Source organism: Candidatus Merdisoma sp. JLR.KK011 (genome assembly GCF_036941125.1).
In the GTDB taxonomy this organism is placed as follows: domain Bacteria; phylum Bacillota; class Clostridia; order Lachnospirales; family Lachnospiraceae; genus Laedolimicola.
The window spans coordinates 821,640-846,605 of sequence record NZ_JAYWSZ010000004.1; the positions used below are offsets into that span (position 1 = coordinate 821,640).

Consider the following 24,966-nt stretch of genomic DNA (forward strand, 5'->3'; position numbering starts at 1 on the left):
TATTTTAATTCTAGGGCGGAATAGATATATTTCCCTCCCCCTTCTCATACCTTATATTAACAAAAAAACATTTCTCCCCATTATAGCAATCCAATAATTGAATTATTTTAGATAAAAGTTCGCTTTCTAATGCTCTTTCTATATCATAATGAATGAATAATGTACTTTTTAAATCAAAAACTATGTCGCTATCTTCCAAGTCAAAATCATAGCCTAATTTCAATAACCCTATTATTTGTTCTTTCAGCATCTGTGAAAGTGTATTAACTGGACAAACTTTTTCTTTAACTACTAATTTTAACTTTTGAATTTCTATTTTTGACAAAGTCTTCTTTTGCATATACTTTTGCAAAACATCTTTTACATGCGCCAAATCTTTCATTACAAGCCTATTAGGAATTTGAACCGCAACACTAAATGCAGCTTGTATTTTACCTGATAAAATATCACTAAATTGTTGTACCAAATTATCACAAAGCTCTTTCTCAAGATCACCTGCTCCAGCCAGTTCTGTTATAATTCCCCACACTTCCAAAATGCTAAGCTGAAAAACATCACCTTTCAGCATTTGATGCAGCATATCTATTGCCCATTTATTTAGCTGCTCTTGTGTTATTTCATTAACTAAATATTGCGATAATTTCACATTTATTATGTCTTTCAAATGCTTCATCCCTATTCATTTTATTAAGCCAGGACTTTTCAAGAGATTAATGACAAAATCATTTGTACGTCCATCCCATATATAAAAAACTTTGGCTTTACTTCCTTTGTATAATACATTTGTTTTCCTACTCCTAATACGATTCCTCCTGCAACTGCCAGTACTGTTAAGACTGCAGGAGAAATTGCACTACTAGCCGTGAACAGCTTGTTCCCGATATAATAAACCCATCCTGCATTTTCATTATCTTCTTTCCCTTGTAAACATATACTTTATAATAGCAATTCTTCTATCCATTTAGATTTTAGCAGTCTGGAATTAGTTCTTTTTATATAATTCAAAAATTTTTCTATATTAACGTATAGTTCATTCTCAAATTCTTCTAACTCTACCCTTTCATCCCAATTATTTTCACCCGTTTCTATATTAATAAATTTCAAATATAATTCATGCTTCAGCTTCATCTTCAAGCTGTACCTATTCATGGTTAAAAGCTGCATTTCATACTCTTTATTTTTCTTTACTGCATTTATGCCTTCCTTTAAATGAACAAACCAATATAGGATATCCTCCATATCTGCCATTCCTATTTCTATTAATGCATCCATTTCCGTTTTATTAGGCCAGATCCCCTCCTTTCTATTATTAATACACAATTCAAAAAATCCATATACTGCCCCATTCCATTCATTATCAAACTCATCTAATGTAATTTTTGACAGGTCACTTGTAATAACCCAGTGCATTTTTACCATCATATCCTCCGTTCTGTTTCTTACAATCAATAGATAATCAACAATCCCAGCTTTTAGCGAGAAATGAAAAACTCTCCCCAAAGACTTCGTTACTGTTCACCTAAAAATTGTGTTATTTAATAATATTTTCCAATTAGTAAACCTAAAAGCTGAAATCCAAAATTTTCATTTACCTGTTAGTAAAAACATTATCTCGTCTATTGTATATTTATAATTTCCATATCCCGTTTTTAAAAAACCATTCTCTATATAAATTGTAATTATATCTCCAAGATATTCAAAAATATATTTTCCCTTTTCCACCCCTTGATTTATAGCTTCATTCAATCCATAATCTAATGCTTCCTGTATCATTTCTACCGACCAATTTTTATTAAAAAATGATACGGCATTTAAATATTTTTGAATCATCTCTTCACTCATATGTTCAAATTTTTTCGCAACTTGTAATGGCATATGCCGATTTAGTATATGCTTTAATACACTTTTAGAAATATTCGTACCCTCTTGATTGTTCTCTGAACTAGAACTATTGCCTTCCGGCTTAGGAGCTTTCGGTTCTGGAGCTTCTGGTTCTAGTTCTTTCTCTTCACCATCATCCTCATCATTATTATTTTTATCGCCGCCTCCTTCTTGAATCTCATCGTCTGAATCTTCGATTTCAGAATTATTAGGACTTGTTATAGTCGTCTCTTGTTCTCCATATCTTCTATCCAGAATCTCCTTCATTCGATCTCTAAATTGTGGGGTGACATGTATCAATGTATCTGTCTGTTCTTTCTGATATCCCACACCTAAATTTACAAAAATACCTGCACCTATTACTGCCAGAATCGCTAATGCTCCCCAGCCCAAAGCTGCAGCTGCGCCTTCTAGAAGTCCTTCAATCACTCCCCAAAACCATGGAAGTACCGGTGCTGGAGGAGCTACTGCAATTGCAGTAGGTATTGCCCCAGCTGTGGCTCTGTCTCCGCTGGCGCAAATCTTCCTCTCTTTCTCACTGCTGGCCGTGAACAGCTTGTTATTGATATAGCTCTGGCCTGTCTTAACTCTCCGGACTGTCCCTGCCTTTGTTCCGCTCATATCGTTGGCTATGGTCTGCTGCCAGTCCGTTTTCGCTGCGGCACGTTTTACTCCGCTGCTTTTGCTTGTTTTTGCTACGGACACCCCGGCGCTCATTATCTTTGAGGCCGCAGTCTTAGTCCCACTGCTTACATTCTGCCTGGAGGTTCCCTTATTTTTCTGGCTGCTGGCGGATACGGTCTTTTTTGTATTCGTTATTGTTTTCTTGGCTGCACTCATCACCGCTTTCGCCGGGCTGCTCTTTATCGCCTTAGGCTTGGCGGCGGCTTTCTTTCCTGCCGAGAATACCTTTGCCGCCGTTCCTTTTATCCAGGCATGACCGCCGGGGTCCCTTAAGTTTACAGGGTTGTTTCCGGTGTAAGTGTAGCGGTTCTGGCTTAAGGGCTCTAAGATACTTCCGCTGTAGGTATCCGCCGTCAGAAAGCTTCCTGTCCGGCTGTTGTAATAGCGGCTTCTCAGATACTGGAAACCGGTAGACGGATCTGTAGATTCGCCGTTATAACCGTATAGATTTCTTATTCCGGAAGCAGGGCTGTCACTGCCCGTACAGTTATAGACTTCTGCCATCCCGTAAGCATCATACACATAGCTTAGCACAGATGCCCCGGACTGGGAAGTCAGGTTTGACACGCTCCCCCTTCCGTCATAGAGATACGTGAACAGCTCTCCGCTTCCCATCTCCGTATAACTCAGGCGCTGGAGGCCGTATTCATAAATGCTGCCTTCTGTTCCTGCAGTTCCCCCGGCTCCGTTCACTTGGTATTCCGCCAGCGTCTCCGCATATGCGCGGTTTACATCATTCACATAGCTGGTCTGCACATAGTTCTCACGGGCTTCCTCCCCTACATGGAAGGGGATAAAGATCTCATCATAAAGCATGGATGTCCAGGCATCCCCCTCCTTCGGCTTCCTGGCCTCGTCCCCTCCCTCTGTGAAGGTATGTACCTCATAATCCTTATGGAGATCGATTCTTCTTAAAATATACTCCCAGTGCTCATGCAGCCAGCGGCTCAGATATCCGGGCACCGTGGTAAGACCCTGGATCAGCCCCTGGCCGAAGCCGTACCAGAAGATATTGTTCCGGGTCTCTGTGATCTCCTCCTGCGTTTCCTCTGTCTCATGGACATGAGGAATCAAGGGCGAGCCGCTTCTGCCTGCTTCCCCTTTTGTCTCTTCTGTTATGGAGACGCTGTTCTCTTCTTTATCCGCGCCGTTTATAGATATTCCATCCGTTTTATCCCCGTACTCCATCCGGAATACCCGGTTTCCGTCGCCGTCGTAAAGGGCTGCCAGCAAGAGGCGGTCTCCTTCCATCACGGCTTTCAGACGGTTCTCCACATCATAAGTGTATACGGTAATCCGCTCATCGGGCCCGATCTCCTGGATCAGATTCCCGTTCTTATCATAAGTGCAGGCGGTGGTTCCATTCAGCTCCGGCTCTTTCTGGTTTCCGCTTACATTCCGACTGGTTAAGCGGTTCGCTTCATCGTAGGCGTATTCCTCAAGGTAAGCCAGGATGGTATCTTCGTTCTTTTCTAATGCAATCCGGTTCCCTGCCTTATCGTAGGTATAGCGGATTTCACTGGTCTTCCCGTCCTTCAAAGTGGATGCCAAAACCAGCTGTCCCCGATTGTCATAAGTATAGGTGTTCGTGAAAAGCTCTGTTTTCCCTTCCGCTCTCTGGCGTACCTCTTCGCTGGTGATAAAGCCGGAATGGTCATAGGCATAGCGGTAGAAGGACAGCTCTCCACCTCCCTTATCCAGGTTTCTGACCGTCTCAACCTGCCCTGCACCATCATAGGAAAGGGTGGTTCTCGTCCCGTTGGGACGCTTTACCTCCAGAAGAAGCCCGTCCGGATCATATGTATAGGACGTAACCCCTCCCTGCCGGTCTGTTACCTCTGTCAGGCGGTCCAGGAGGTCGTAAGTGTAGGATACACGTCCCCCGTCAGGATAGATAAGGACAGAGAGGTTCCCGAAGGCATCATATTCGTAGGATACCTTGTTTCCCCTGCCGTCCGTGACGCTCTCCACGCGCCCGGCTTCATCATAAGTATAAGTGCTTGTCCCGGTCAAATCCTCCATGGAGATCCGCCGCCCTTCGGAATCGTAGGCGTAGAGCACCTGGGAGTCTTCTTCCTCTGCCGCGCTGTAATCCACGCTTACAAGCTGATTCAGCTTATCATAATCGTAGGTTATGGCGCTTCCGTCTCCCTGTGTGAATGCTTCCAGACAGTCATTGAGATCATAGGTATAACGCTCGGTCTCTCCAAGAGGATTGGTGCGGCTGGTAAGACGGCCTGCCAGGTCGTAGGTATAGCTTGTAGTGTTGCCGTTTCCATCCGTTACTGTGCTTACATTTCCCACGGAATCGTAAGTATAAGCGGTGACAGCCCCGGCCTCCTCTGCCTTAATAAGCTGGTCTGCCGGATCGTAAGTATAAGTAATGCTCCGGCCTTCCCCATCAATAAGGCCTGTAAGGTTATCATTGCCGTCGTAGGCAAGGCGTATCTTGTTCCCCAGGGCATCGGTGATCCCGATCATACGGCTGTCCCGGTCGTAAGTATACTGTTCCTTCCGCCCTGCGGCACTGACGGTCTCTGTCAGGCGGTTCCTGTTATCATAGGCATAGCTCTGTATCTGGTTCAGCGGATCGGTTTCGGTGAGAAGATTCCCGGCCGCATCGTAAGCGTACCGGGTGGCACGGCTGATGATCTTTTCTGTCTCTGCTTCTCTTCCGGCTCCTATATATGCCCCTATCCCTGCTCCTGTTCCAGCGCCGATTCCGGTTCCTGTTTTCCTTTCTCTTCCGGTTTCGGTAACGGCGGCAAGATTGCCTGCTTCATCATAAGTGTAAGAGAGCTCATGCATACCCGGAGTTTTTACGCTGCTTACCCGATCCAGAGCGTCGTACCGGAAGCTGCTCTCTGCTCCTGAGGGCGACACGGCGCTTACCATATTTCCGGCCTTGTCGTAGCTGTAGCTGATCCTGGCTCCCTCCGGATTGGTAACGGAAAGAAGCCGGTGCAGCTTGTCATAGGTGTAGGAGGCCGTATTCCCTTTTGCGTCGGTCTCGCGGATGAGATCCCCTGCCTCGTTGTATTCCCAGGACAGGCTTCTTCCTTCCGGGGCTTCCAGGCCTGTGATACGTCCCAGGAGATCGTAAGCGTAACGGTACTCCGCCCCGTCTGCCAAGGTCCGGCTTACAAGCTCTCCGGACAGGGAGTAGCCGTAAGAGGTCTCCCGGCCCAGGGGATCGGTTTCCCGAAGGATTTTTCCGTGTCCGTCGTAGGCGTAATGCCACACGCCGCCCTCCGGCAGTACAAGCTCGGTCAGCTGGCTTACACTGTCATACCTGTAGGAGGTCACATTTCCCATGGCATCCTGATATTTCACCAGGTTGCCCAGGGCGTCGTACAGATAGTCCTCCCGGCTTCCGTCTGCTTCGGTAAGGGAGATGAGGCGGTCTAATGCGTCGTATTCGTAGCTGGTTTTATTGCCGTTTGGATCAATCTCTTCTGTAAGGTTTCCGGAAGGGTCGTAGGTGTACTCTGTATGCAGGCCTCCAGCTTCCAGGATCGCAGTAACCCGGCCTAGAGCATCATAGGTATAGGTATTGGTTTCCCCTAAGGGGTTGGTGTCGCTCTTTAAGTTCCCAAGGGCATCGTAGGCATAGGCCTGCCTCCCGTGTACTTCATCCTGGACGGAAGTACATCTGCCAGCTTTGTCATAGGTATAGGTAACGGTAAGCCCTGCCCCGTCGGTAACGGTTTCCACATTTCCCATGAAATCGTAGGTGTAGCTGGTCATACTTCCTGCCGGATTGGTCACGGAAAGTACCTGGCCGTAAGCATCGTAGGTATAACTGGTCTTATTCCCCAGGGCATCGATCACGGAAATGAGATTGCCTGAGGGATCATAGGCGTACTTTGTGCTGTGACCTTCATTGTCGGAAGCTTCCAGCAGGTTCCCCGATACGTCGTAGGCATAGCTTTTTATCAGACCTTCGCTGTCAGTACTTTTTGTCTGACGGCCCAGGGCATCATAGGTGTAACGGATCCAGGTTCCGTCCGGGGCATCGATGCGGATCCGATTCCCGGAGGCATCGAAGGTGTTCCGGTACACGTTCCCCAGGGCGTCTGTAACCTCCACAGCAAGACCCCGGCCGTCGTGGGAATAAGAAGTGGTTCCGTTTAAGGCATCGGTGAGGGAGGTCAGGTTTCCGGCCCCATCGTAGGTGACAGAGGTCTGGAAATTCCGGCTGTCCACATAGCCTGCTGCCCGGTTCAGACCGTCATAGATGGTCCGGACAGTATGGCCCAGGGCATCCGTCCGGGTAGTTTCATTGCCATTGGCGTCATACTCGTAAGAGGTTGTCTCCCCCTTGGCATCCGTCTGGGACAGTACCCGGCCAAGGGCATCGTAGTTCCGGCTGGTCTCATGGCCCAGAGGATCCGTTTCCTTTTTGATCCTGCCGCAGGCGTCGTATTCATAGGACAGGCGACCGCCGTTTGGAAGGAGCTGTTCCGTCATATTTCCGGCCGCATCGTAGGTGTAAGACCAGCTTCTTCCCTGGCTGTCCTCACGCTTTAAGAGGTTTCCGTTTTTGTCATAAACATACTCTGTCTCCAGACCGGAGGCTTCGTTCTCCTCCCGGATGAGACGGCCCAGGACATCGTAGGCATAGGTGACGGAGACGCCGTTTTCCAGGGTGAACCGGACGGGGCTTCCCTGAATATCGTATTCCAGACGCAGCACGCCGCCTAATGCGTCGGTTCGAGTCTCCATCTGGTTATTCCTGTAATCATAGGTATAAACAGTGGTATGGCCCAGAGGATCCGTTTCTTCCAGGAGATTTCCCAGGGGATCGTAACGGTAAGTATAGGCATTGTCTTCTCCGTCGGTTTCCAGAATACAGTTTCCATCCGTATCATATTCCTTTTTTATCAGAGTACCGTCGGGCAGGGTTTCGGTCAGACGACGGTTTAAGGCATCATAAGTGTAGGTATACGTGTTACCTTCCGGGTCTAAGGCGGTAAGCGGATTGCCGTTTGCGTCATAGGTGAAGGAAGTCTTATTTCCCATGGGATCTGTGATGGAGAGAACATTCCCGGCATCGTCAAAGGCGTAAGAAGTTACGCCGCCCAGGGCATCGGTTTCCTTAAGCTTCCTCCCTTCTGCATCATATTCGGTACGACTTGTGTTCCCTTCGGGATCGGTCATGGAGATAAGATTTCCGAAGGCATCGTAAGCAAAGGCTGCCTGGTTCCCCAGTGCATCCTTGATTCCGGTGAGGCTGGTTCCTGTATAGGAGAGGGTGACGGTATTCCCTTCCGGATCCTTTACGGAGGTAAGCTGGTTCTTCCCATTGTAGCCGTAAGACAGGGCGCTTTTGTCCGGGCGTACCATACGGGTGAGGTTTCCTTTTCCGTCATATTCATATGTGGTAACCGCCCCGTTATAATCCGTCTGGGAAATAAGGCGGTTCTTCCCGTCATAGGCATAAGAACGAGCTGCGCCGTCAAAACGGGTTTCGCTAAGAAGGTTCCCCTGTCTGTCATAAGTATAAGCAGTAATATGTCCCAGACGGTCTGTATGGGAGGCTGTCTGGTTTCCTGCCGTGTAGGCAAATGTTTCCTGTGTGCCGTCGGGGCAGCGGATCTCTTTTGTCCGGTACTGTTCGTCATAGAGATAGACCGTCTTCTGTCCCAGGGCGTCTGTAGTTATGGTCTGCCCCTTCTGGTAGGAAAGCTCGGTAACGCCGCCGCTGCCGTCTGTCTGCTTCGTTACCCGGCCCTGGCTGTCGTACTCATTTAATACCATCCGATCCCCGTTCCCGTCATACCAGGCGGTCATGCGGTGCCGATCATCGTATTCATAGCGGAGTGTGATTCCTAAGGAATCTGTATAGGATACCAGTTCGTTATCGCTGTTGTAAGCATAGGACAGCTTTTTCCCGTCAGGACGGATGACGGCGCTGATAAGGCCGTTCTTCCATTCAAAGCCATAGGTCTGTCCGGAATCGGAGGTAATGCTTTCAAGGAGGCTGTCAGCTCCATAAGAGAGCGTTACCGTATTGCCCTTTTCATCCTTAATCTGTGTCAGAAGGCCGGAGGAATCAAAGCTGCGTGTACAGATTCCGCCGTTTTCTGTCTTCTCCTTCAGTTCATACCGGTACACGGGGTAGGTGCCGAATACGGTCTCTCCGTCTGCCGCTTCCTCTGCCTGCTCTTCTGTGGTAGGATTGGTGATTTCTCCTGTTCCATCCTCCACTGGCTCTATGACCATCCCGTATCCGGCCGGAGATGCATAGGTTCCGTCTGCCTGCAGGGTAAACTCCAGGGTGCTTCCGTCTCCTCTCCGGTACAGAAGAGTTTTGTTGTCCTTCCGGATAAGCTGCTCGTCATATGCAAAGGAAAAGCCTGCGCCGAAGGAACCTGTGCAGCCTGCTCCCCGGCTGTTGTAGCTCCGGGTGATGGAGAGTGCTTCCCCGTACCCTGGGACGCTGCTGTCTTCCTGCTCCAGGTAGAAGTTTCCTGTGTTCAGATTCACCGGCTCGAAGCCGAATTCGCAGTGGAGGCCCCGGCCCATCAGCTGGGCGTCTATGGCAGCCTTGTCGGCGTCTGTCAGCGCCGCCGGCTGGTAGGGTTTATTTTTGTTCTTTGCAGGATTGCGTATGAACAGGGTGTTGCCCTCTACCAGGAGCATGTCCTGAACCCGGTTGTCGTACACTAACTGGGCCAGAGGAACGCCGTAATAGTCCGCGATCTTGGGCAGGGTGTCGTAACGGGTGATCTTGTATTTTAAAAATTCGTCGCTGTATACGGTCTTTCCTGTTTTTCCGTTCTTGACTGCGGAGGCCTGGAGGCGGTAGACCTTGTTAGGTTCCAGATCCGTGAAGGGGACGGTTGTCTGCCAGTTATGGAGTCCCTGGCGGTAACGGGTGCTTCCCTTGGGGAAGGCGCTTTCGAAGCTCTCCGTATTGGGGTATAAGGTCCGGCTTCTTCCTTTGGCGATTCCGGAATATTTTCCTGCATCCTCTGTAAGGGCGTAGACTACCTGGGAGCCAGGCCGGGCCAGGCCGTCTGCAAATACGCCAAGAAGGTTCATCTTTCCCTGGACGTCTGTCTGCATGATGGTCCTTAGGGTGAGGGTGGTGTTATCCAGGGGATAATCGGGATCTGCCTCGTCTGTGAGCTTCCAGTTGATCTCATAGTAGGGGCGCAGCGACGTGTCCCCATTGCATTCCGAAGCAAAGGAACCGAAAGGCTTTGTCTCGTCTTCCGCAAGCAGAATCAAGCCGTAGCTTTCATAGATGCCGCCGTACCATCCGCTTACGGCTTCCGTGATGTCGATGTCCTTCCAGCCCACGCCAGAGACTACGGCGTCGGGGCTTATGGCGTGGTGCTTAAGCCCCACAAGGGCATTCCAGCTTCCGGCTCCGGAAAAGCTGTAGGGCTCGTCAATGATATGGCAGAACATCTTTCCGTCCCCTGCCTTTTCCTCCTGGTAGAGGTGCATGGAAGCGGAGGTGATGGTGACCGGGCCGTCCTCCCCCATTCCAATGGACGGATACAGGAAACCCGATATCACAAAAAGGCGGCATTTTCCAAAACCAGTTTTGTAACCTGCGTGGATGGTAGGGACGGCATCGAAGGTTCCCCTGCTGTACTCGGAGCACAGGCCGATAAGCACAATCTCTTTTTTTAAGATCAGCGTGTTGGGATCAATCTTGATCGGATAGACCCTTTCCTCTTCTGCAAGCCACTCACGGTCTGCCGTTACCGTGATGCGGTATGCCTCTTCCTCTTCCTCCAGGCTTAAGGAAAGATCACGGCTCTGCGCTCCTGCCGCATCGCTCATGGAAGGTGCGGTAAGCACTGCCGACGGCTCCTCCTGTCCCTCGGGTATAATAAGGATCCTCCCTTCCTCTTCCTCTGCCGTGAAGCCGTCCTTTTTAAGGAGATAGGAAAAGCTGTTCCGCTCTGTGGGCGCAAGAAGAATGATATCTTCCTTGAGGCCTGTGTCCTGGATCGTGTACTGGATGTCAATGTTCTCGAAGACCTGGTTGTAGCGGACTGCGTTTTCTTCAGCTGCTGCATGGCTGTAATCGCCCTCTGCCGGAACCATCACAAGGCGCAGGCCTTCCTCTTCTATGGTGATTCCTCTGCTTTCTTCCGGCTTTATAACTGCCGGGAGCTCTATCTTCATGCTGTTGGCTGTGTTTACGTATACGCCTTCTTCTTCCAAAGACGCAGGAGCCTCCTCTTCTTCTGCCAGGATCAGTGTATTGTCAATGGGATGTTCTTCCCCTTTCTCGTCCTTATACAGGTTCGGGGTTGAGGTGCAGATCGTGCGAAAAGATCCGTCCGGATTCCGGTAAGTCTTATAATACATTCCTGTTTCCACAGGTTCTTCCCATTTCTCTGCATAAGGGAGCGCTTCTTCGGAAAGATCCGGGGCCAAAAGTGTTATGTCTTCCCCTGGTTCTTGCTCTTCCGGTTCTGATTCCTCCGGCTCTGGTTGTTCTGTTTTTTCCGTTTCTTCCGGCTCTTCTCCTAAAACTCCCGGCTGTCCGCTTTCCGGCCCTGCCCCTTCTACCTGTTCCGGAGTCTCCTGACCGGATTCTTTATCCTGGGAGAGTTCCGTCTCCCCTTCATAGACATTTGCCTGGGGATAGTCGAATGTCTCCCTCTCTTTCTCTTCTGCTGCCGGTTCTGCCTCTTCCGCCTCCTGGGGAATCACCGCCCCGTAAGCCGGAAGCTCGCTGCTTACAAACAAGACTGCCGCCAGTGCTGCTATGCTGATTCTTTTTATCTTCTGTACTGTGATGCGTTTCATCTTATCTTCTCCTGTTCTGCAGTTCTTCCGGCCGTATCCCTGTCCGGGAGAATTGCCGTTTTCCCCTATGATTCCCTTATCTCTTCCTTGGAAAGCTGACGCTGCGTCAGCTTCAGCATCAGGAAAAGAGCCGCAAAGAGCAGGCATCCGCCCAGCGCTCCTTGCGTAAGGATTCCTGCCGTGCTCTCTGGAAGTCCTGCTGACAGAGCCTGACACAATGCGGCCAGAAAACAAAAAGCAAGAAACTGCAGGAACAGTTTCCCCGGAAACCAGAGGACAAACCGCTCCTTTTTTAGGAGACGCCCGGCAAGGCAGAGCATCCACGCATGGACCGGAAGGGCGAGAACCACGCTGCCCAGATCCGCTGCCTCCTTTGCCGTCTTTCCGTTATCCCCGGACAGAGACAGCACAAAAAGGGCCAGAAGACCGGAAGCCAGGGAAAGGCATATCTGTAAAATGGCGAAAAAAAGAAAGAGCTTCCCCCACTCTTTCCATTTCTTTGCTTCCAGGCCCCGGATAAGGAGCGCTGCTCCGGCCATCAGCAAAAACACTCCTAAAAGCCGTACTTCCCGGGGCGCAGCAGCGCCTCCCAGACGGTTTGATATTACAAAGGGAACCCATAGAGCATGCCCCATGCTGATGCAGAATGCTCCGGTTCCCAGTAATCCGTATCGAAAATTTGCCGTACAGCTTATTCGCTTGAAAGGCTTCTTTTGTCCATTCCATTCTTTTCTCATAATGCCCTTACCCCTCCACAGACATTTTTATTGTTTAAGCGAGCTAAGAATTCTAATTATGTTTTTCAAAAAGCATATTTATTATGCTTTGCATATTACATAATAAATACGTTTTTGTCAATACACATTTTTATGTTGACATATGAAACTGATTGTTCTATTATGAAATTAACGTAAATACAAGGGGATTAAGTAATGAGACGACTTTTTCCAAAGGAAAAGGAAATTATGGAGCTTCTGTGGTCTGCCGGACACTCCTGCCTGATTTCCGATATTTTAAAGATGAATCCTTCCTTAAGCCGCAATACAGTGGCCAAGGTTCTGGTTCATCTTGAAAAAAAGGGTTATATCGAGGTAGAATCTTTTCGGCAGTCAACAACGAGAACCGGGCGCGCTTACATTCCTACTGTGTCCAGGGAGGAATATGAGGAACAGGGAGTCTTGATCCAGGCTCTCTCTGAGAACGGATCTATTGCCAGCAGTACTTTGTCTTATTTTTCCACACTGCTTCGCTCTGATTATGTTGATGATGATTTATTAGAAAAGCTGGAAACGATGATACAGGATTACAAAAGCAGAGAGGACTAAATCATGCTGTTATCACTTTCTTCTTTTTTTGCTTCATTCATTGCCGTCGTTCTTTTAACCTTAGTTCTATTGATTTTTTTAAGAAATGATTATTTGATAAAGCACTTAGGTTTGAGATGTTTATCTTTTCTTGCATCTCTGATACTTATCCGGGGCCTGCTTCCGATAGAGCTTTCATATTTTCCGTTTTCTTTAACCAGAACCATCTATTCCAGGACATGGCTTCCGTTTTTTAGGGATATGCTCCTGCATCCTTTGCTTAAGACAGATTCCTTTTCTTTGACACTGGCAGGTATTTTGTCCTGCGTCTGGCTGGCCGGTTCCCTGGTTATATTGTTTCATAAGCTTCTCGGTTACCGCCGATGCTGCAGGCTGACAAAATTATTTCCACAGATATCCGATCCTGCCGTCATCCGTATCTTTGAAAACGTCCAGGAAGATATCTTTCCCGGAGGAAAAGTAAGCTTCCGCCTTGTGAGGTGCAGCCGCTTTCCGACTCCGGCCCTCTGGGGGGTGAGGCATCCTGTTGTCCTGCTGCCTGATATTGATTATACAGAGGATGAGCTGCGTTGTGTCTTCATACATGAACTGCTTCATTATAAGCTTTGCCATTTTTTGCTTAAGATACTGCTGGATCTTCTGACTATTGTTCAGTGGTGGAACCCAGTACTTATCTTTTTCTTTCTCCCTGCTGTTCATCAGATACAAGAGCTCTCCACAGATGCCCAGTTGGTTCGTATGACTACCCAGTCCCAACGATCCGCCTATCTGAGCGGCCTTCATAAGACACTGCAGTACGCAAAAACGAAAGCTCGCTTTCCCCAAAATATACATTTTGGTCTTTTGCCCAATCGAAAAAAAGCGCTTATTTTTCAGAGATTCAACTACATAAAAGCTGCTCCTGCCAGGCATAACTCCATATTGGGCGTGATTCTTTGCTTTGTGCTGTTCATGTTGTCATTTACTTTTGTGCTGGAGACATCTTATCCGGTGAGAATGGATGAGGCCGGGGATGAGATTTATCGAAGTCCCGCTAAAGGAACCTTTTACATTCACAATGGTGACAAGTATGAGCTCTATATGGATAATCAATATGTTTATACAAGTGCAGAAGTTTTAGATAGTTTTAAAGATATACCAATATACGACAATACAAAGGAGGAATAAGTACCATGAAAAAAGCGATTCTTTATTTTGTAACAACATTAAACCTGCTCTTTTTAGCTGCACCTTTAAGTGTTGCTGCTATGTCACCTGCCCCATATGCGCTGGAGCTGTCTGATGTGGAACGGAAACCGGATATTGACTGGCAGTATAAAGTCATTGATGGTGTCCTTTACCGCAGGCTTTACAATTATTCAACCAAAACTCCGCTGACGGATTGGGAAATAGTCCCCTAACCTGTTCAGTATTCTAATTTCCTCTTAAGAAGGACGGCACTGCTTACACAGCATGCCGTCCTTCTTCTTATCAATATTTTTTAACAAACACATCCCACTACAGCAGCACCCCAATCCGGTAAACCGCCGTCGCCACAATCCAGGCCAGCACACTCTGGAACACCGCCCCAAATACCGTCCATCTCCAGGAATTCGTCTCCCTGCGGATTGTAGCCACTGCCGCCATGCAGGGCGTATACAGGAGGCAGAAGGTCATCAGCGCATAAGCATTCACCGCCGTGAAGCCAATCCCGGCAAGGGCTGTCCGCATCCCGGCCATTCCTGCTGCCGAAGTCACGTTCGTAATCCCAAAGAGCACGCTCATGCTGGAAACCACAACCTCCTTAGCCGCCAGCCCGGCAATCAGTGCCACCACAACCTGCCAGTACCCAAGCCCGGCCGGCTTCATCAGCGGCGCAGCCACCCGTCCGGCCATAGCTCCAAAACTCATAGACATATCTGTCACCATTCCACCCGGCCCAAAGTTCAGAATCACCCAGAGCACAAGGGACGCTGCAAAGATCGTAGTTCCGGCCTTCCGCAGGTAATCCTCCACCTTCTCCCATGTGTAAATAGCGATGCTATGTAAATTCGGCGACTTATATTCCGGAAGCTCAATCAGCAGCGTATTAATCTCCTTCTTCCTGGTAAATAAATGCATCACCAGGGCCGCCCCGATGGCCGTCACAATCCCAAGCACATACATGGAGTAAGCCGCCAGCATAGCACAGTCGGGAAAAAACATACTGGAAAACAGCACATAAATTGGAAGCCTCGCACTGCAGGACATAAAAGGCGTTACCAGAATCGTTTTCAGCCGATCCTTCGGATCCTCAAGAGCCCGGGAAGCCATAACTGCCGGAACCGTACACCCAAAGCCAAGGAGCATCGGAATAAACGCCCGTCCGGACAGACCGATTTTCCCCATGATCCCGTCCATCACATAGGCAACCCTCGCCATGTATCCGCTGTCCTCCAAAAATGCAAGAGCCAGGAACAAGATAAAAATGTTCGGCAGAAAGGTAAGAATTCCGCCTACGCCGGCAATAATTCCCTCCACCACCAGAGAGCGGAGCACAGCGCTCACCCCTGCTGCCTCCATAAGATTCAGAATCACTCCCGTAACCTGGTCAAGCCCTTCCTCCATAAAGCCCTTCAGCCAGTCCCCGATGGCAAAGGTCAGAAAAAACACAAGGGCCATAATCCCAAGGAAAATAGGCACGCCCAAAAAACGGTTGGTCAGCACTCTGTCAATCTTATCTGTAAATTCCGCCTTCTGGCTCTTCCCCACCAGGCACTCTTCAATAATTTCCTCAATAAAATCATATTTCTGGCTGATAATCTCCGTCTCACAGCTCTCTTCTGCAATGCCGGCCATATCGACGGGATATTTTTTGCGGATTTCTTCGTCCCACTCCAGATGCTTAATGGCATGCCAGCGCATGTTCGGCAGCTCCCCATAGGCTTCCCGTAAGCGATCCGACACTGCGTCAATTTTGTCCTCCAGCTCGTCACTGTATACCATCACAATATCCTTGTGGTGATCGTGCTTGTGACGGCTTGTCCTCTCGTGATGATGCTCCAGGCTGTCAAGCTCCCGGTCCTTGTGATGAACCACCGCATGCATCAGAATCTCCAGGCCCTGTTTTGTCCTGGCGCTTACGGGAATGCAGGGAATTCCCAGCATCTCGGGCAGGCGGTGCAGATCCATATCCATGCCCCGCTCCTCCACAATATCCATCATATTTAACGCCAGCACCACAGGCTTGCCCAGCTCAATCAGCTGCAGGGTCAGATAAAGATTCCGCTCCAGGGAAGAGGCGTCTGCCACATCCACCACCACATCTACTTCATCTCCGAGAATATAGCCCCTTGAGACCTTTTCCTCCATGGTGTAGGAAGTCAGACTGTAAATACCCGGCAGATCCACCAGGCGCATGGCCTCTCCCTTAAAGGTGTACGAGCCCTCCTTCTTCTCCACCGTCACGCCGGGCCAGTTGGCCACTTTCAGCTTTGCGCCTGTATAATCATTAAACAATGTGGTTTTTCCGCAATTGGGATTCCCCACAAAGGCTACATGAATCTCACTGCTCATAAGCGCCCTCCTCTACCAGAATGCCCTCTGCAATCCGCTTTCCTATGGCAAATCTGGTTCCCCGGACCTTCATAATAATGGATCCGCTTTTCTTATTGTTCAACACCTGGACTCCCGTCCCCTTTGTCATTCCAAGCATCTGAAGACGGCGCTTCACCTTGTCCTCAAGCTGTATCTCTTTTACCTGGTATTTATTTCCTATGGTTCCTTCTCGTAACGTCATTGTTCTTCCTTTTCTCTCACTCTCTCCATTGACTTTTCCAGCTATATAAAACCATATCACTACAGAAAAAAAACGTCAATACTTATTGATAATAATTCTCAATAAATATTGACGCATTCCTTATCTGATTTTGTGCATGTTTCTTTTTTCCAGAATTCTCATTGGTCAGTCATGGAGAATCCTGGTAGCCGCAATCGCCAGAGAGCCGTCGCCGATGTGGCAGGAAACGCTCAGCGACAAAGGATCCACAAATCCCACGGAATATCCCGGGAACGCCGCTTCCACCTCTGCCTTGAACTTGACGGCTTCCTCCTCGTTATTCGTGTGGGCGATATCCAGATACACATCCTTTGCATCCAATCCGCCGAACCGGGTCTCAATATCATTGCGGATGGCATCGAGCATGGTTTTCTTTGCCTGCTGCATGGTTCGTGCCTTGGAAAATGTATCCAGCCGTTCTCCCTGGATCTGCAGAACCGGCTTGATGCGCAGCAAGGTTCCGATAGCTGCCACTGCAGGCGTAAGGCGTCCGCCCTTTTTCAGGTATTTCAGCGTTGCCACCGTAATATAGATGCTGGATTCCAGCTTCACTCTCTCCAGAATCTCCTTAATCTCTTTTGCACTTTTTCCCTCTTCTGCCAGACGGACGGCATCCGCCACAGACTGACGCTGGGTAATGGAAATCCGCTGGTTGTTCACTACCTGGACCTTTCCATCAAAATCATCCGCCAGGGCAATGGCCGTCTGGCAGGAACCGGACAGACCGCTGGACATGGGAATATGGACTACCTCGTCATACTCCATAAGAAGCTCCTTCCAAAGATCCATAACGGATTCCGGAGACGGCTGCGAGGTTGCAATATCCGCATCCTGTGCCAGCCTCTCATAAAACTCTTTCTGGTTCAGACTGATTCCCTCAAAATACTCTTTTCCATCAATGGTAAATGGCATGGGCAGCACGCGGATTCCCATCTCACAGGCAGTCTCCTGTGTAATGCCGCTGTTGCTGTCCGTTACAATCGCTACTCTGCTCAATGCCTGTTCCTCCTCAACTGTTATCCTGGTTACTGTCTGATTTTTGGTTACCGGCCACAGAGTGAACCGCAGCGCTTTTGGACAGGCAGTAACCGTCCGCACCATTTGCAAACAGTACCAGTATAACAGTTTGAGTTTCAAAAGACAAGCTTATTTCTTCATCTTAGGCTGGAAGATGAGGCTTGCCACATAGGCAAAAACCAGGGCTGCGCAGATTCCCACGGCGCTGGCCTCAAAGCCGCCTTTGAAGATCCCTAAGAAGCCGTCTGTCTCCACCGCTTCCTTTACTCCCTTCCAGAGGGTATTGCCAAAGCCCAGAAGCGGCACGGAGGCTCCCGCCCCTGCATACTCCTGGAAGGGCCCGTAGATTCCGACTGCCCCCAGAACGGCGCCTGTGCAGACCAGCAACACCATGATTCTTCCCGGCATCATTTTTGTCTTTTCCATCAAAATCTGTACCAGGGCGCAGATGAGCCCCCCTACCCAGAATGCATTGATATAGTCCATCATAAGTCATCTCCTATTCCAGTTCCGTATATCCCCATACCGCACCCGGTACAAGAGATGAATTTCCGACCGCAAAATACATGCGTCCGTAAATCCATCTGGGTGCGGTATGGGGATATACTGTTTCCAGTTCCGTAATATTCAAGCATGCTCAATCACGACCCCGTGAGCAATCCCCGGCACGCTCTGCCCCTCGTTATAGCTGACTGTAGAAAGCAAAGCTCCCGTGGGCACAAAGAGCACCCGTTTCCACTGGTTCTTCTCAATCTTCGGCAGAATATGCGCCGCCAATGTCACCGCAGAGCAGGCGCATCCGCTGCCTCCCGCATGGGTATCCTGGGTTTCACTGTCAAAGATCAGCATTCCGCAGTCCAGATGCTTCTCTGACAGATCGTATCCCCGTTCCTTTGCCAGATCCAGAAGAATGGTCTGCCCCACACTTCCCAGATCTCCCGTTATAATATAGTCATAGTCCGAGGGCTGCCTTCCAAAATCCTCCAGATGCTGGCAGATCGTATCGCAGGCAGCCGGAGCCATACAGGCTCCCATGTTCAAGGAATCCTTCAGTCCAAAGTCCACAACCTTTCCGGGGGTTGCGCCCGATATCCGGGCTTTTCCTCCCTGTGGGGCAAGTACAAAGGCACCGCTTCCCGTAACGGTCCAGGTAGCTGCAAGGGGTCTCTGTCCTCCATACTCCAAGGGAAAGCGAAACTGCTTCTCCGCGCTTCCGAAATGACTGGAGGTGAGGGCCAGCACCGTCTCCGAATACCCTCCTTGAACCGTCATGGCCGCAAGCATCAAAGCCTCCCCAATGGTAGAACAGGCCCCGTAAAGGCCAAATAAGGGAAGCTTCAAATCCATTACCCCGAATGAGGTAGCGATAAGTTGTCCCAAAAGATCCCCGGAAAAAAGATACCGCACCGGAGGAAGCCCGGCCGGCATCTTCTCCATGGCCATAGAGGCCGCTTTTTTCTGCAAGGCGCTCTCCGCCTCCTCCCAGGTATTCTGTCCTGCCATGGGGTCTTGTTCAATCTGATCAAATTGAGAGCCCAAAGGCCCCTCGCCCTCTTTTTTTCCCACAATGGAGGCCGCGCTGACAATGTGTGGTGCTCTCTGAAACTGAATGCTCTGTTTTCCTACCATTGTATCCATTTTTATCTTCCTTCCTGTGTTTCCTTTTTCTTATTTTTTTCCGGCACTTATATTATATGCTTAAGCTGCGAAAAAAATAACTTAATACATCAAAAAGCAGGCTAACGAATGTTTCATCCGCTAACCTGCCCCTCTGCCTGTTAAATATTTCTCTGCCCATTACGATTCTTTTCGCAAGCGATATATCCTTGTCTTATTTCTTCCCATTGCTTCGACATCATCCATCACAGAAAGTATCTCTCACGTCCTTGCCATGCTTAAACCCAGCAACTCTGCGATATCTCTGGTTTTTGCTGTTTCACGCCCTCGTAAATACAGTCGTATTTTCTCCTGATTATTTTTTGTTTTTATCGCTTGTTTTCCATAAAATCTGTATTGATAATACAGTTCGCCAACGCTTCCCTCAACGCTCTGTGAACCGGCGTATCATCAACCCGAAAACCGCCATCCATCCAAAAATGGTACTTTAATATCTTTCGTAATCTTATTGTATACACGAAAATAGCAATCAAATACCCATCAAATAAAAAATGCACTAGAAAGGACTATAAATTCCAACGTTTTACGATTTCTATATTGAATCTATCAAATACACATCAAATAAAAATCTACGCCCAATATGGAATATATCTTCTCATTTTCAATGAAGCATTTTCATCAGCTAATTTTATGAATCCAGCTTTCATTGTGTCTTTGATAATTCTTGACACAATAGACATATTTTTCTCATCAACACCAAACCGTTCCCTTAACACGGCATTTGCCACCGGAATCTCATTTACATAATAATAACAAGTCGCCAGATAACAAGTACGGATTTTATCCTCTTTCGTCCATTCATTAAGATTCGCATACCAATATAATTTCGTCCTAGCAAAATCATCTCCTGTTTCAACCTTAGGAGCCGGTATCTTCAAGGCACTCATCCCCTCCTCCATACGGTCAAATCCGCTTCCCCGCTCCTCACAAATATGAATCATCCTCAAAAATGACGCCATGGCCTCATTTCTGGAATGCGGAGCCGTATCAATAATTCGATTCACATCCACCAACAAGTATCCCGGATTAGAAGCCTCTACCCTGGCATCAAAAATCTCCATCATTGGCCCTGTGCCACGCATTGTCAGATCCTGATGAATAATCATATTTCCAAGCATCTCACGGACTGCCTTCTCTGGGAACATCCTGTGTATCTGGCGAAGTCCAATATAAATCTCTTCCTCCTGCGGAATAAGGGTATCTATATATCTGCAAATTTCGTCAAAGCAGATCGCATATCCCTGTGTAAAAACCTGTTCACGAATCGCATTTGTCCTGCCTGTTCCTTTATACTGAATCACTCGAACAGCTTTTCTTTTTAAATGTAAAAATTTGTTCAAATCCTTCGCAAACAGCAATGCCCCCATATTGGTAATAGCATATTGTCCGTTATCCATCTCACGAATGAATTCCTCATCCTTCATGTTATGCATCATACTACTTCGATTACTGGGTAATGGAAGTTTCATTAACGTATAATAAGCAGCACAATCCAGCAGCCGTGTCACTTCTTCCTCAGTTACATTCTCTTTGGCAGTTCGCATCTCATATGGTGTTGTTTCAAATGACTGCCATAATGCCCGTTCCTTTTCAGGAAAATCTTTTAACTTTTTCTTATAAGAACCAATCCTAATATACTCCTCTCCCGCAAATGCCGTAGGTTTAACTGAAGCCATGGGAATCTCCAGAATAACTACCCTTTTATCCTTCACCTCTACTTCGATAAACTGAATATTCAATCTGGGATTACTTAAGCCTGCAAGCCAATTCTCCAATTCCTGATTGCCCTTCTTCGCCGTCCCCGGGCAAAAATCTGTTCCTAAAATCTCATGTGTTGTATCATCAATCCCCCATAAGAGATATCCTTTCTCTCTTCGCTCCAGAGCGGCAGAATTACTTATAGCAGAAATATATTCTCCTATCATCTGGGGGGCTGTATTATTGCTTTTGTATTCCAACCATTCTGTTTCTGCTGGCAGCCTTCTCAACCGTTCTATCAGACTAATGTAATAATCCTGCTGGCCCGTGATCATTTTATACTATCAACTCCATCCATATTATTCTACATTTAAATATCAGTGTCTTATAAATTCTAAAACCATACCGGGGCATTTCCATATGAAGTTCTAATTTCTACATAAGAAAACAAATAATCCATTATCCTTCCTCCACATAACCAATCCTTCTATCCTTTCATATTATAATCGAAAAAAGCCAAAAGCACAATAAAAAGCAGGCTGACGAATGTTTCATCCGCCAGCCTGCCCATACAAGTTCTTGTATAACACATCCCTGTCAATTTAAATTACTCCCGCCATCATCAAAACCCAATAAATCAACCCCAACAGCCAGCTCGTAAACACTCCATAGAGTATCACCGGCCCGGCGATGGTAAAAATCTTACACCCGATTCCGAATACCTGCCCCTCCTTCTGATACTCAATAGCCGGCGCCGCCACGCTGTTGGCAAATCCGGTTATGGGCACCAAAGCCCCGGCGCCGCCCCATTTGGCAATTCCCGGGAAAATATTAAAACCCGTAAGAACCACACTCAAAAGCACCAGAAGCATGGAGCACCAGGCTCCGGAAACATCCTTCTCCAGTCCCAGGCTGCCTGCATAATTCAAAACAGCCTGTCCCAGACAGCAGATAATGCCTCCCGTCACAAAGGCCTTCGCCATCTGCATGGGCAGGCTGTGGGTAGGCGTCACCTGCTTTACGTATTCGTTGTACTGCTGTTTTTGTTCTTCTTCAATAAATTCTTTCATAACAATACTGCTTCCTTTCTCTTCCAACCCACATTCATAGATCCTTCATCAAGCGCTTCATTCCCTTTGCTCTCTGCCGGTATCACCTACCATCGGAAATAATAAAAAATCAGAGAGCCGGCCGTCCTTCCAAGAGCCATAACCGCAATCACAAGGGCAAGCCCTCTTCGCATATCAATACGCCTGGTAAAAATGGGAACGATGTTCACAATCTCCGTCAGAGCCATAGCCCAGGCTCCCACAAACACACCGCTGAAAAGACCGAAGATCCCCACCCCCACAGGCCCTGCCGGAACAATAAACCGATACACGCTCATCAGGTTTCCCAGGATCCCTCCTGCTGCCACCGCATCCTCATACAGGAGAATGTGCTTAGCCGTATGGGTTTGATCTGCAAACTCCGCCACCAGTCCCAGGGCGATGATTAGAGCAAACAGTCCGCCTGCCACGGCAAGGCCGCAGCTGAATCCTGCTGCTGCCATAAAAATCTGTTTCATCCACATGATGCCGCCCCCTTACTGCTCATTTTTATGAGCCCCGTTCCGGCTGGCCGTATTGATAAGCGTTGTATTCACGTCATCCTCATAGAGCCGCATTTCTACCTCGATGGGCGTAGGCTCCTTGCTCAGGCGCCGTCCCCCGATGTGATTGAAAAATGCAATAATACCGGCGGAAAGCCCCAGAGAATAAGTCAGCTCCAGAATGGTAAAGCCGTCTGATTCCTGTCCCGTCATCAGCGTGTAAAACTGCCCGAACATATCCACCGTGGACACGTCGTTGTTAAAGGCCATAATGGAAAACGCCGATCCGAAAAAGCAGATAAGGCATACCAGGGCCACCTTAATAAAAGTCACGGCCGGCTGTTCTTTCGGCTTGGTCGAGTACTCCACGATAAAATCCTGTTCTCCCATATTCTGGATTTCCAGATTGGGATAAACCTTGTGAATCTTCTCTACTACCTCCAGAATGGAAAATACTTTGCGGTCTGCGCAAGTGTGCCGGCCTTTTCTCACATGCTCGAAGGTGTGCAGCTTCTCTGTTTTCAGCCGGTTTACAATGGCCGTATCCGCGCACTGCATTTCTCCCGCTTCGCCTAAAGTCACCGTCCGGTTATAGGTTCGGGTGTTTTTCTCAAACTTCACGTAAAGAATCTCGCTCATGCAGCGGCTTCCTCCTTAGGCGTCCATTCCTGCCTGTAAACCAAAGTGCCGTCGGTAATCGTCTTTTCCTGGTTTCCTGTATACACATAATAAAAAATTCCGAAGATTGCAGCTGCAAGCACAACAGAGATCAGCCATACCCTGTACTTTGTCCGATCCATAATATCTGCCTCCTATTCCAGTTCCGTAATATCCTTCACAATACACGGGTATGAAATCAATTTACAGCCACAAAAAACTTGTGTCTGTAAATCGATTTGTGCATTGTAAAGGATATTACTGTTTTCCAGTTCCGTAATATCCATAATGCTTTATTATGTCCTCGGAATTTCTTATTATGCGCTGTCTTACATCCGTTTTTTTAACGCCTGTAAAATTTTCTTTTCCAGCCTCGATACTTGAACCTGCGACATGCCGAGCTCTTCCGCCACCTGCGTCTGCGTGCGGTCGTGGAAAAAGCGCAGCACAATCAGGCGGCGCTCCTTGGGCTCTAAGGAGCTTAAAAGCTGCTCCAGAAGAAGCTGGCGAAGTAGTGTCTCCTCCTCATCCTTCCCCTGATCCACCTTGTCCATCAGGCTTAGGCCCTCTCCGTCTCCCTGGTATACAATTTTCTGAAGAGACTCTACTTCAGCGCTCCCGTCCATGGCTTGTACCAGTTCCTCCGGCTCTACCCCCAGACGCTCCGCCAGCTCCTCCACTCCCGGCTCCTCGCCGCGCTCCATCAAAAGCTCTTCCCGCAGCCTGGCCGCCCGGATGGCCAGCTCCTTCAAAGAACGGCTTATTTTTATCATGCTGTCATCCCGGAGAAAGCGCTTGATCTCACCTGCAATCATAGGAACCGCATAGGTGGAAAACCGGACGTCAAAGCTTAAGTCAAAACGGTCTACCGCCTTAACCAGCCCGATGGCTCCGATCTGAAAGAGATCCTCCGCCTCCACGCCCCGTCCCAGAAAGCGCTTTACTACATGATGAATCAATCCCATATTTTCCTCAATCAGTGTCTCTCTTGCCTCTTTATCTCCTTCCCGTGACCGTCGAATCAGTTCCTCTGTGCGAGCCATATATCATTCTCCATGCTGCCCGATCTTCTTCTTCATGGCGACAACCGTTCCTTCCCCCGGTTTGGAAGAGACTTGAACCTCATCCATAAAGGCCTCCATAAACAAAAATCCCATACCGGAACGCTCCAGCTCCGGACGCGAGGTATACAAAGGCTCCATCGCCTTCTTCACATCTTTGATTCCGACTCCCTGGTCTGCAACCTCCAGGCACAGAAATCCGTCCTCAATCACGCCGGTAATGGTAACCTTATGTACTTTCCCTTCGTATCCATGAATGATCGCATTTGTGACCGCCTCCGAGACGGCCGTTTTTACGTCTGCCACTTCCTCCATGCTGGGGTTCATCTGCGCCATAAAAGCCGCTACCGTCACCCTGGCAAATGCCTCGTTGTCCGAAATGCTGTCAAATTCTATCTTCATCTCATTCCTTTTCATCCTGCATTCCCCCCTGCTTCTTTTCCACCGGAATAATCTTCATAACGCCGGAAAGCATCAGAATCTTTCCTACCCTTTCCCGAACCTGTACCGCCCGGACATCGCCCCCCAGGGCTTTCATCATTTTATACCGTCCCATCAGCATCCCGATCCCGGAGCTGTCGCAGAAAACCGTATCTGAAAAATCAAATACAATCTCCCGGATGTCTTTCTGCCGCACCAGCGTGTCCGCCTCCCGGCAGATCCGCTCTGCGCTGTGATGATCCAGTTCTCTCGGTACGGATATCCACAAGGTTTTATCCTTTATCTTCTGTTCTCCCCATGCTTCTATGCTGCTGCTCATTCCTGCATCCTCCTATTCCAGTTCCGTAATATCCTTCAAAG

At 48.4% G+C, this 24,966-nt stretch carries 20 protein-coding genes and 1 pseudogene; 4 read left to right on the forward strand and 17 right to left on the reverse strand.

Annotation, left to right across the window (positions count from 1 at the left end; all coding sequences use genetic code 11):
- Nucleotides 1-10: 10 nt before the first annotated feature.
- The 4 genes from VV089_RS17855 to VV089_RS17870 all read right to left on the reverse strand — a co-directional run bounded on the left by VV089_RS17855 (nt 11) and on the right by VV089_RS17870 (nt 12,080).
- On the reverse strand, nt 11-664 hold the full coding sequence (locus VV089_RS17855; RefSeq protein ID WP_334336855.1) for a hypothetical protein: 654 nt from the start codon (nt 662-664) through the stop codon (nt 11-13).
- Between the two features lie 272 nt (nt 665-936).
- On the reverse strand, nt 937-1,422 hold the full coding sequence (locus VV089_RS17860) for a hypothetical protein (protein WP_334336856.1): 486 nt from the start codon (nt 1,420-1,422) through the stop codon (nt 937-939).
- Between the two features lie 162 nt (nt 1,423-1,584).
- Nucleotides 1,585-11,343, reverse strand: coding sequence for a DUF6531 domain-containing protein (locus VV089_RS17865; RefSeq protein ID WP_334336857.1), 9,759 nt, complete (start codon nt 11,341-11,343; stop codon nt 1,585-1,587).
- Nucleotides 11,344-11,408: 65 nt separating this feature from the next.
- Nucleotides 11,409-12,080, reverse strand: coding sequence for a hypothetical protein (locus VV089_RS17870; RefSeq protein ID WP_334336858.1), 672 nt, complete (start codon nt 12,078-12,080; stop codon nt 11,409-11,411).
- Between the two features lie 195 nt (nt 12,081-12,275).
- Here VV089_RS17870 and VV089_RS17875 point away from each other — a divergent pair, with 195 nt between their 5' ends.
- The 4 genes and pseudogenes from VV089_RS17875 to VV089_RS17890 all read left to right on the forward strand — a co-directional run bounded on the left by VV089_RS17875 (nt 12,276) and on the right by VV089_RS17890 (nt 14,068).
- Nucleotides 12,276-12,668 (forward strand): BlaI/MecI/CopY family transcriptional regulator, encoded by a 393-nt coding sequence (locus VV089_RS17875; protein ID WP_334336859.1) that lies wholly within the window; start codon nt 12,276-12,278, stop codon nt 12,666-12,668.
- Between the two features lie 240 nt (nt 12,669-12,908).
- Nucleotides 12,909-13,415: pseudogene (locus tag VV089_RS25300) on the forward strand (M56 family metallopeptidase); the annotation flags it as partial.
- 243 nt (nt 13,416-13,658) lie between these two features.
- On the forward strand, nt 13,659-13,835 hold the full coding sequence (locus VV089_RS17885) for a hypothetical protein (RefSeq protein WP_334336861.1): 177 nt from the start codon (nt 13,659-13,661) through the stop codon (nt 13,833-13,835).
- A gap of 5 nt (nt 13,836-13,840) precedes the next feature.
- Entirely contained in the window at nt 13,841-14,068 is a 228-nt protein-coding gene (locus VV089_RS17890) for a hypothetical protein (RefSeq protein ID WP_334336862.1), read from the forward strand.
- A 97-nt stretch (nt 14,069-14,165) separates the two neighbouring features.
- Here the strand turns inward: VV089_RS17890 and feoB are convergent, their stop codons facing one another.
- The 13 genes from feoB to VV089_RS17955 all read right to left on the reverse strand — a co-directional run bounded on the left by feoB (nt 14,166) and on the right by VV089_RS17955 (nt 24,925).
- Entirely contained in the window at nt 14,166-16,202 is a 2,037-nt protein-coding gene (gene feoB, locus VV089_RS17895) for a ferrous iron transport protein B (protein ID WP_172542032.1), read from the reverse strand.
- Nucleotides 16,192-16,425 (reverse strand): FeoA family protein, encoded by a 234-nt coding sequence (locus VV089_RS17900; RefSeq protein ID WP_172542033.1) that lies wholly within the window; start codon nt 16,423-16,425, stop codon nt 16,192-16,194. The genes feoB and VV089_RS17900 overlap by 11 nt, the downstream gene beginning before the upstream one ends.
- 165 nt (nt 16,426-16,590) lie before the next feature.
- Complete coding sequence (locus VV089_RS17905) at nt 16,591-17,460, reverse strand: DegV family protein (protein WP_334336863.1); 870 nt, start codon at nt 17,458-17,460, stop codon at nt 16,591-16,593.
- Between the two features lie 150 nt (nt 17,461-17,610).
- Nucleotides 17,611-17,967, reverse strand: coding sequence for a SpoVA/SpoVAEb family sporulation membrane protein (locus VV089_RS17910; RefSeq protein ID WP_172542039.1), 357 nt, complete (start codon nt 17,965-17,967; stop codon nt 17,611-17,613).
- 141 nt (nt 17,968-18,108) lie between these two features.
- On the reverse strand, nt 18,109-19,119 hold the full coding sequence (spoVAD, locus tag VV089_RS17915) for a stage V sporulation protein AD (protein WP_172542035.1): 1,011 nt from the start codon (nt 19,117-19,119) through the stop codon (nt 18,109-18,111).
- 608 nt (nt 19,120-19,727) lie between these two features.
- A complete protein-coding gene (locus VV089_RS17920; protein ID WP_334336864.1) occupies nt 19,728-21,191 on the reverse strand; it encodes an RNA-binding domain-containing protein in 1,464 nt (487 codons plus the stop codon).
- Between the two features lie 267 nt (nt 21,192-21,458).
- Nucleotides 21,459-21,926, reverse strand: a complete 468-nt coding sequence (locus VV089_RS17925; protein WP_334336865.1) for a SpoVA/SpoVAEb family sporulation membrane protein — start codon at nt 21,924-21,926, stop codon at nt 21,459-21,461.
- An 86-nt stretch (nt 21,927-22,012) separates the two neighbouring features.
- Nucleotides 22,013-22,423, reverse strand: a complete 411-nt coding sequence (locus VV089_RS17930) for a stage V sporulation protein AB (RefSeq protein WP_334336866.1) — start codon at nt 22,421-22,423, stop codon at nt 22,013-22,015.
- Between the two features lie 18 nt (nt 22,424-22,441).
- Nucleotides 22,442-23,086, reverse strand: coding sequence for a stage V sporulation protein AA (locus VV089_RS17935; protein ID WP_334336867.1), 645 nt, complete (start codon nt 23,084-23,086; stop codon nt 22,442-22,444).
- Nucleotides 23,083-23,247, reverse strand: coding sequence for a hypothetical protein (locus VV089_RS17940; RefSeq protein WP_172544039.1), 165 nt, complete (start codon nt 23,245-23,247; stop codon nt 23,083-23,085). The genes VV089_RS17935 and VV089_RS17940 overlap by 4 nt, the downstream gene beginning before the upstream one ends.
- A 186-nt stretch (nt 23,248-23,433) precedes the next feature.
- The gene (locus VV089_RS17945) at nt 23,434-24,147 is read right to left on the reverse strand and encodes a SigF/SigG family RNA polymerase sporulation sigma factor (protein WP_334336868.1); all 714 of its coding nucleotides are present in this window, start codon (nt 24,145-24,147) and stop codon (nt 23,434-23,436) included.
- A 3-nt stretch (nt 24,148-24,150) separates the two neighbouring features.
- Nucleotides 24,151-24,582 (reverse strand): anti-sigma F factor, encoded by a 432-nt coding sequence (gene spoIIAB / locus VV089_RS17950; protein WP_172544037.1) that lies wholly within the window; start codon nt 24,580-24,582, stop codon nt 24,151-24,153.
- The gene (locus tag VV089_RS17955; protein ID WP_172544036.1) at nt 24,569-24,925 is read right to left on the reverse strand and encodes an anti-sigma factor antagonist; all 357 of its coding nucleotides are present in this window, start codon (nt 24,923-24,925) and stop codon (nt 24,569-24,571) included. Before VV089_RS17955 ends, spoIIAB begins: the two co-directional genes overlap by 14 nt.
- Nucleotides 24,926-24,966 lie beyond the last annotated feature (41 nt).

Excerpts from the sequence above, each read along its gene's own strand:
- VV089_RS17860 (WP_334336856.1), bottom strand. The coding sequence starts at position 1,422 with ATGATGGTAAAAATGCACTGGGTTATTACAAGTGACCTGTCAAAAATT.
- VV089_RS17865 (WP_334336857.1), bottom strand. The coding sequence starts at position 11,343 with ATGAAACGCATCACAGTACAGAAGATAAAAAGAATCAGCATAGCAGCA.
- VV089_RS17870 (WP_334336858.1), bottom strand. The coding sequence starts at position 12,080 with ATGAGAAAAGAATGGAATGGACAAAAGAAGCCTTTCAAGCGAATAAGC.
- VV089_RS17875 (WP_334336859.1), top strand. The coding sequence starts at position 12,276 with ATGAGACGACTTTTTCCAAAGGAAAAGGAAATTATGGAGCTTCTGTGG.
- VV089_RS17890 (WP_334336862.1), top strand. The coding sequence starts at position 13,841 with ATGAAAAAAGCGATTCTTTATTTTGTAACAACATTAAACCTGCTCTTT.
- feoB (WP_172542032.1), bottom strand. The coding sequence starts at position 16,202 with ATGAGCAGTGAGATTCATGTAGCCTTTGTGGGGAATCCCAATTGCGGA.
- VV089_RS17900 (WP_172542033.1), bottom strand. The coding sequence starts at position 16,425 with ATGACGTTACGAGAAGGAACCATAGGAAATAAATACCAGGTAAAAGAG.
- VV089_RS17910 (WP_172542039.1), bottom strand. The coding sequence starts at position 17,967 with ATGGACTATATCAATGCATTCTGGGTAGGGGGGCTCATCTGCGCCCTG.
- spoVAD (WP_172542035.1), bottom strand. The coding sequence starts at position 19,119 with ATGGATACAATGGTAGGAAAACAGAGCATTCAGTTTCAGAGAGCACCA.
- VV089_RS17920 (WP_334336864.1), bottom strand. The coding sequence starts at position 21,191 with ATGATCACGGGCCAGCAGGATTATTACATTAGTCTGATAGAACGGTTG.
- VV089_RS17925 (WP_334336865.1), bottom strand. The coding sequence starts at position 21,926 with ATGAAAGAATTTATTGAAGAAGAACAAAAACAGCAGTACAACGAATAC.
- VV089_RS17930 (WP_334336866.1), bottom strand. The coding sequence starts at position 22,423 with ATGAAACAGATTTTTATGGCAGCAGCAGGATTCAGCTGCGGCCTTGCC.
- VV089_RS17935 (WP_334336867.1), bottom strand. The coding sequence starts at position 23,086 with ATGAGCGAGATTCTTTACGTGAAGTTTGAGAAAAACACCCGAACCTAT.
- VV089_RS17940 (WP_172544039.1), bottom strand. The coding sequence starts at position 23,247 with ATGGATCGGACAAAGTACAGGGTATGGCTGATCTCTGTTGTGCTTGCA.
- VV089_RS17945 (WP_334336868.1), bottom strand. The coding sequence starts at position 24,147 with ATGGCTCGCACAGAGGAACTGATTCGACGGTCACGGGAAGGAGATAAA.
- spoIIAB (WP_172544037.1), bottom strand. The coding sequence starts at position 24,582 with ATGAAAAGGAATGAGATGAAGATAGAATTTGACAGCATTTCGGACAAC.
- VV089_RS17955 (WP_172544036.1), bottom strand. The coding sequence starts at position 24,925 with ATGAGCAGCAGCATAGAAGCATGGGGAGAACAGAAGATAAAGGATAAA.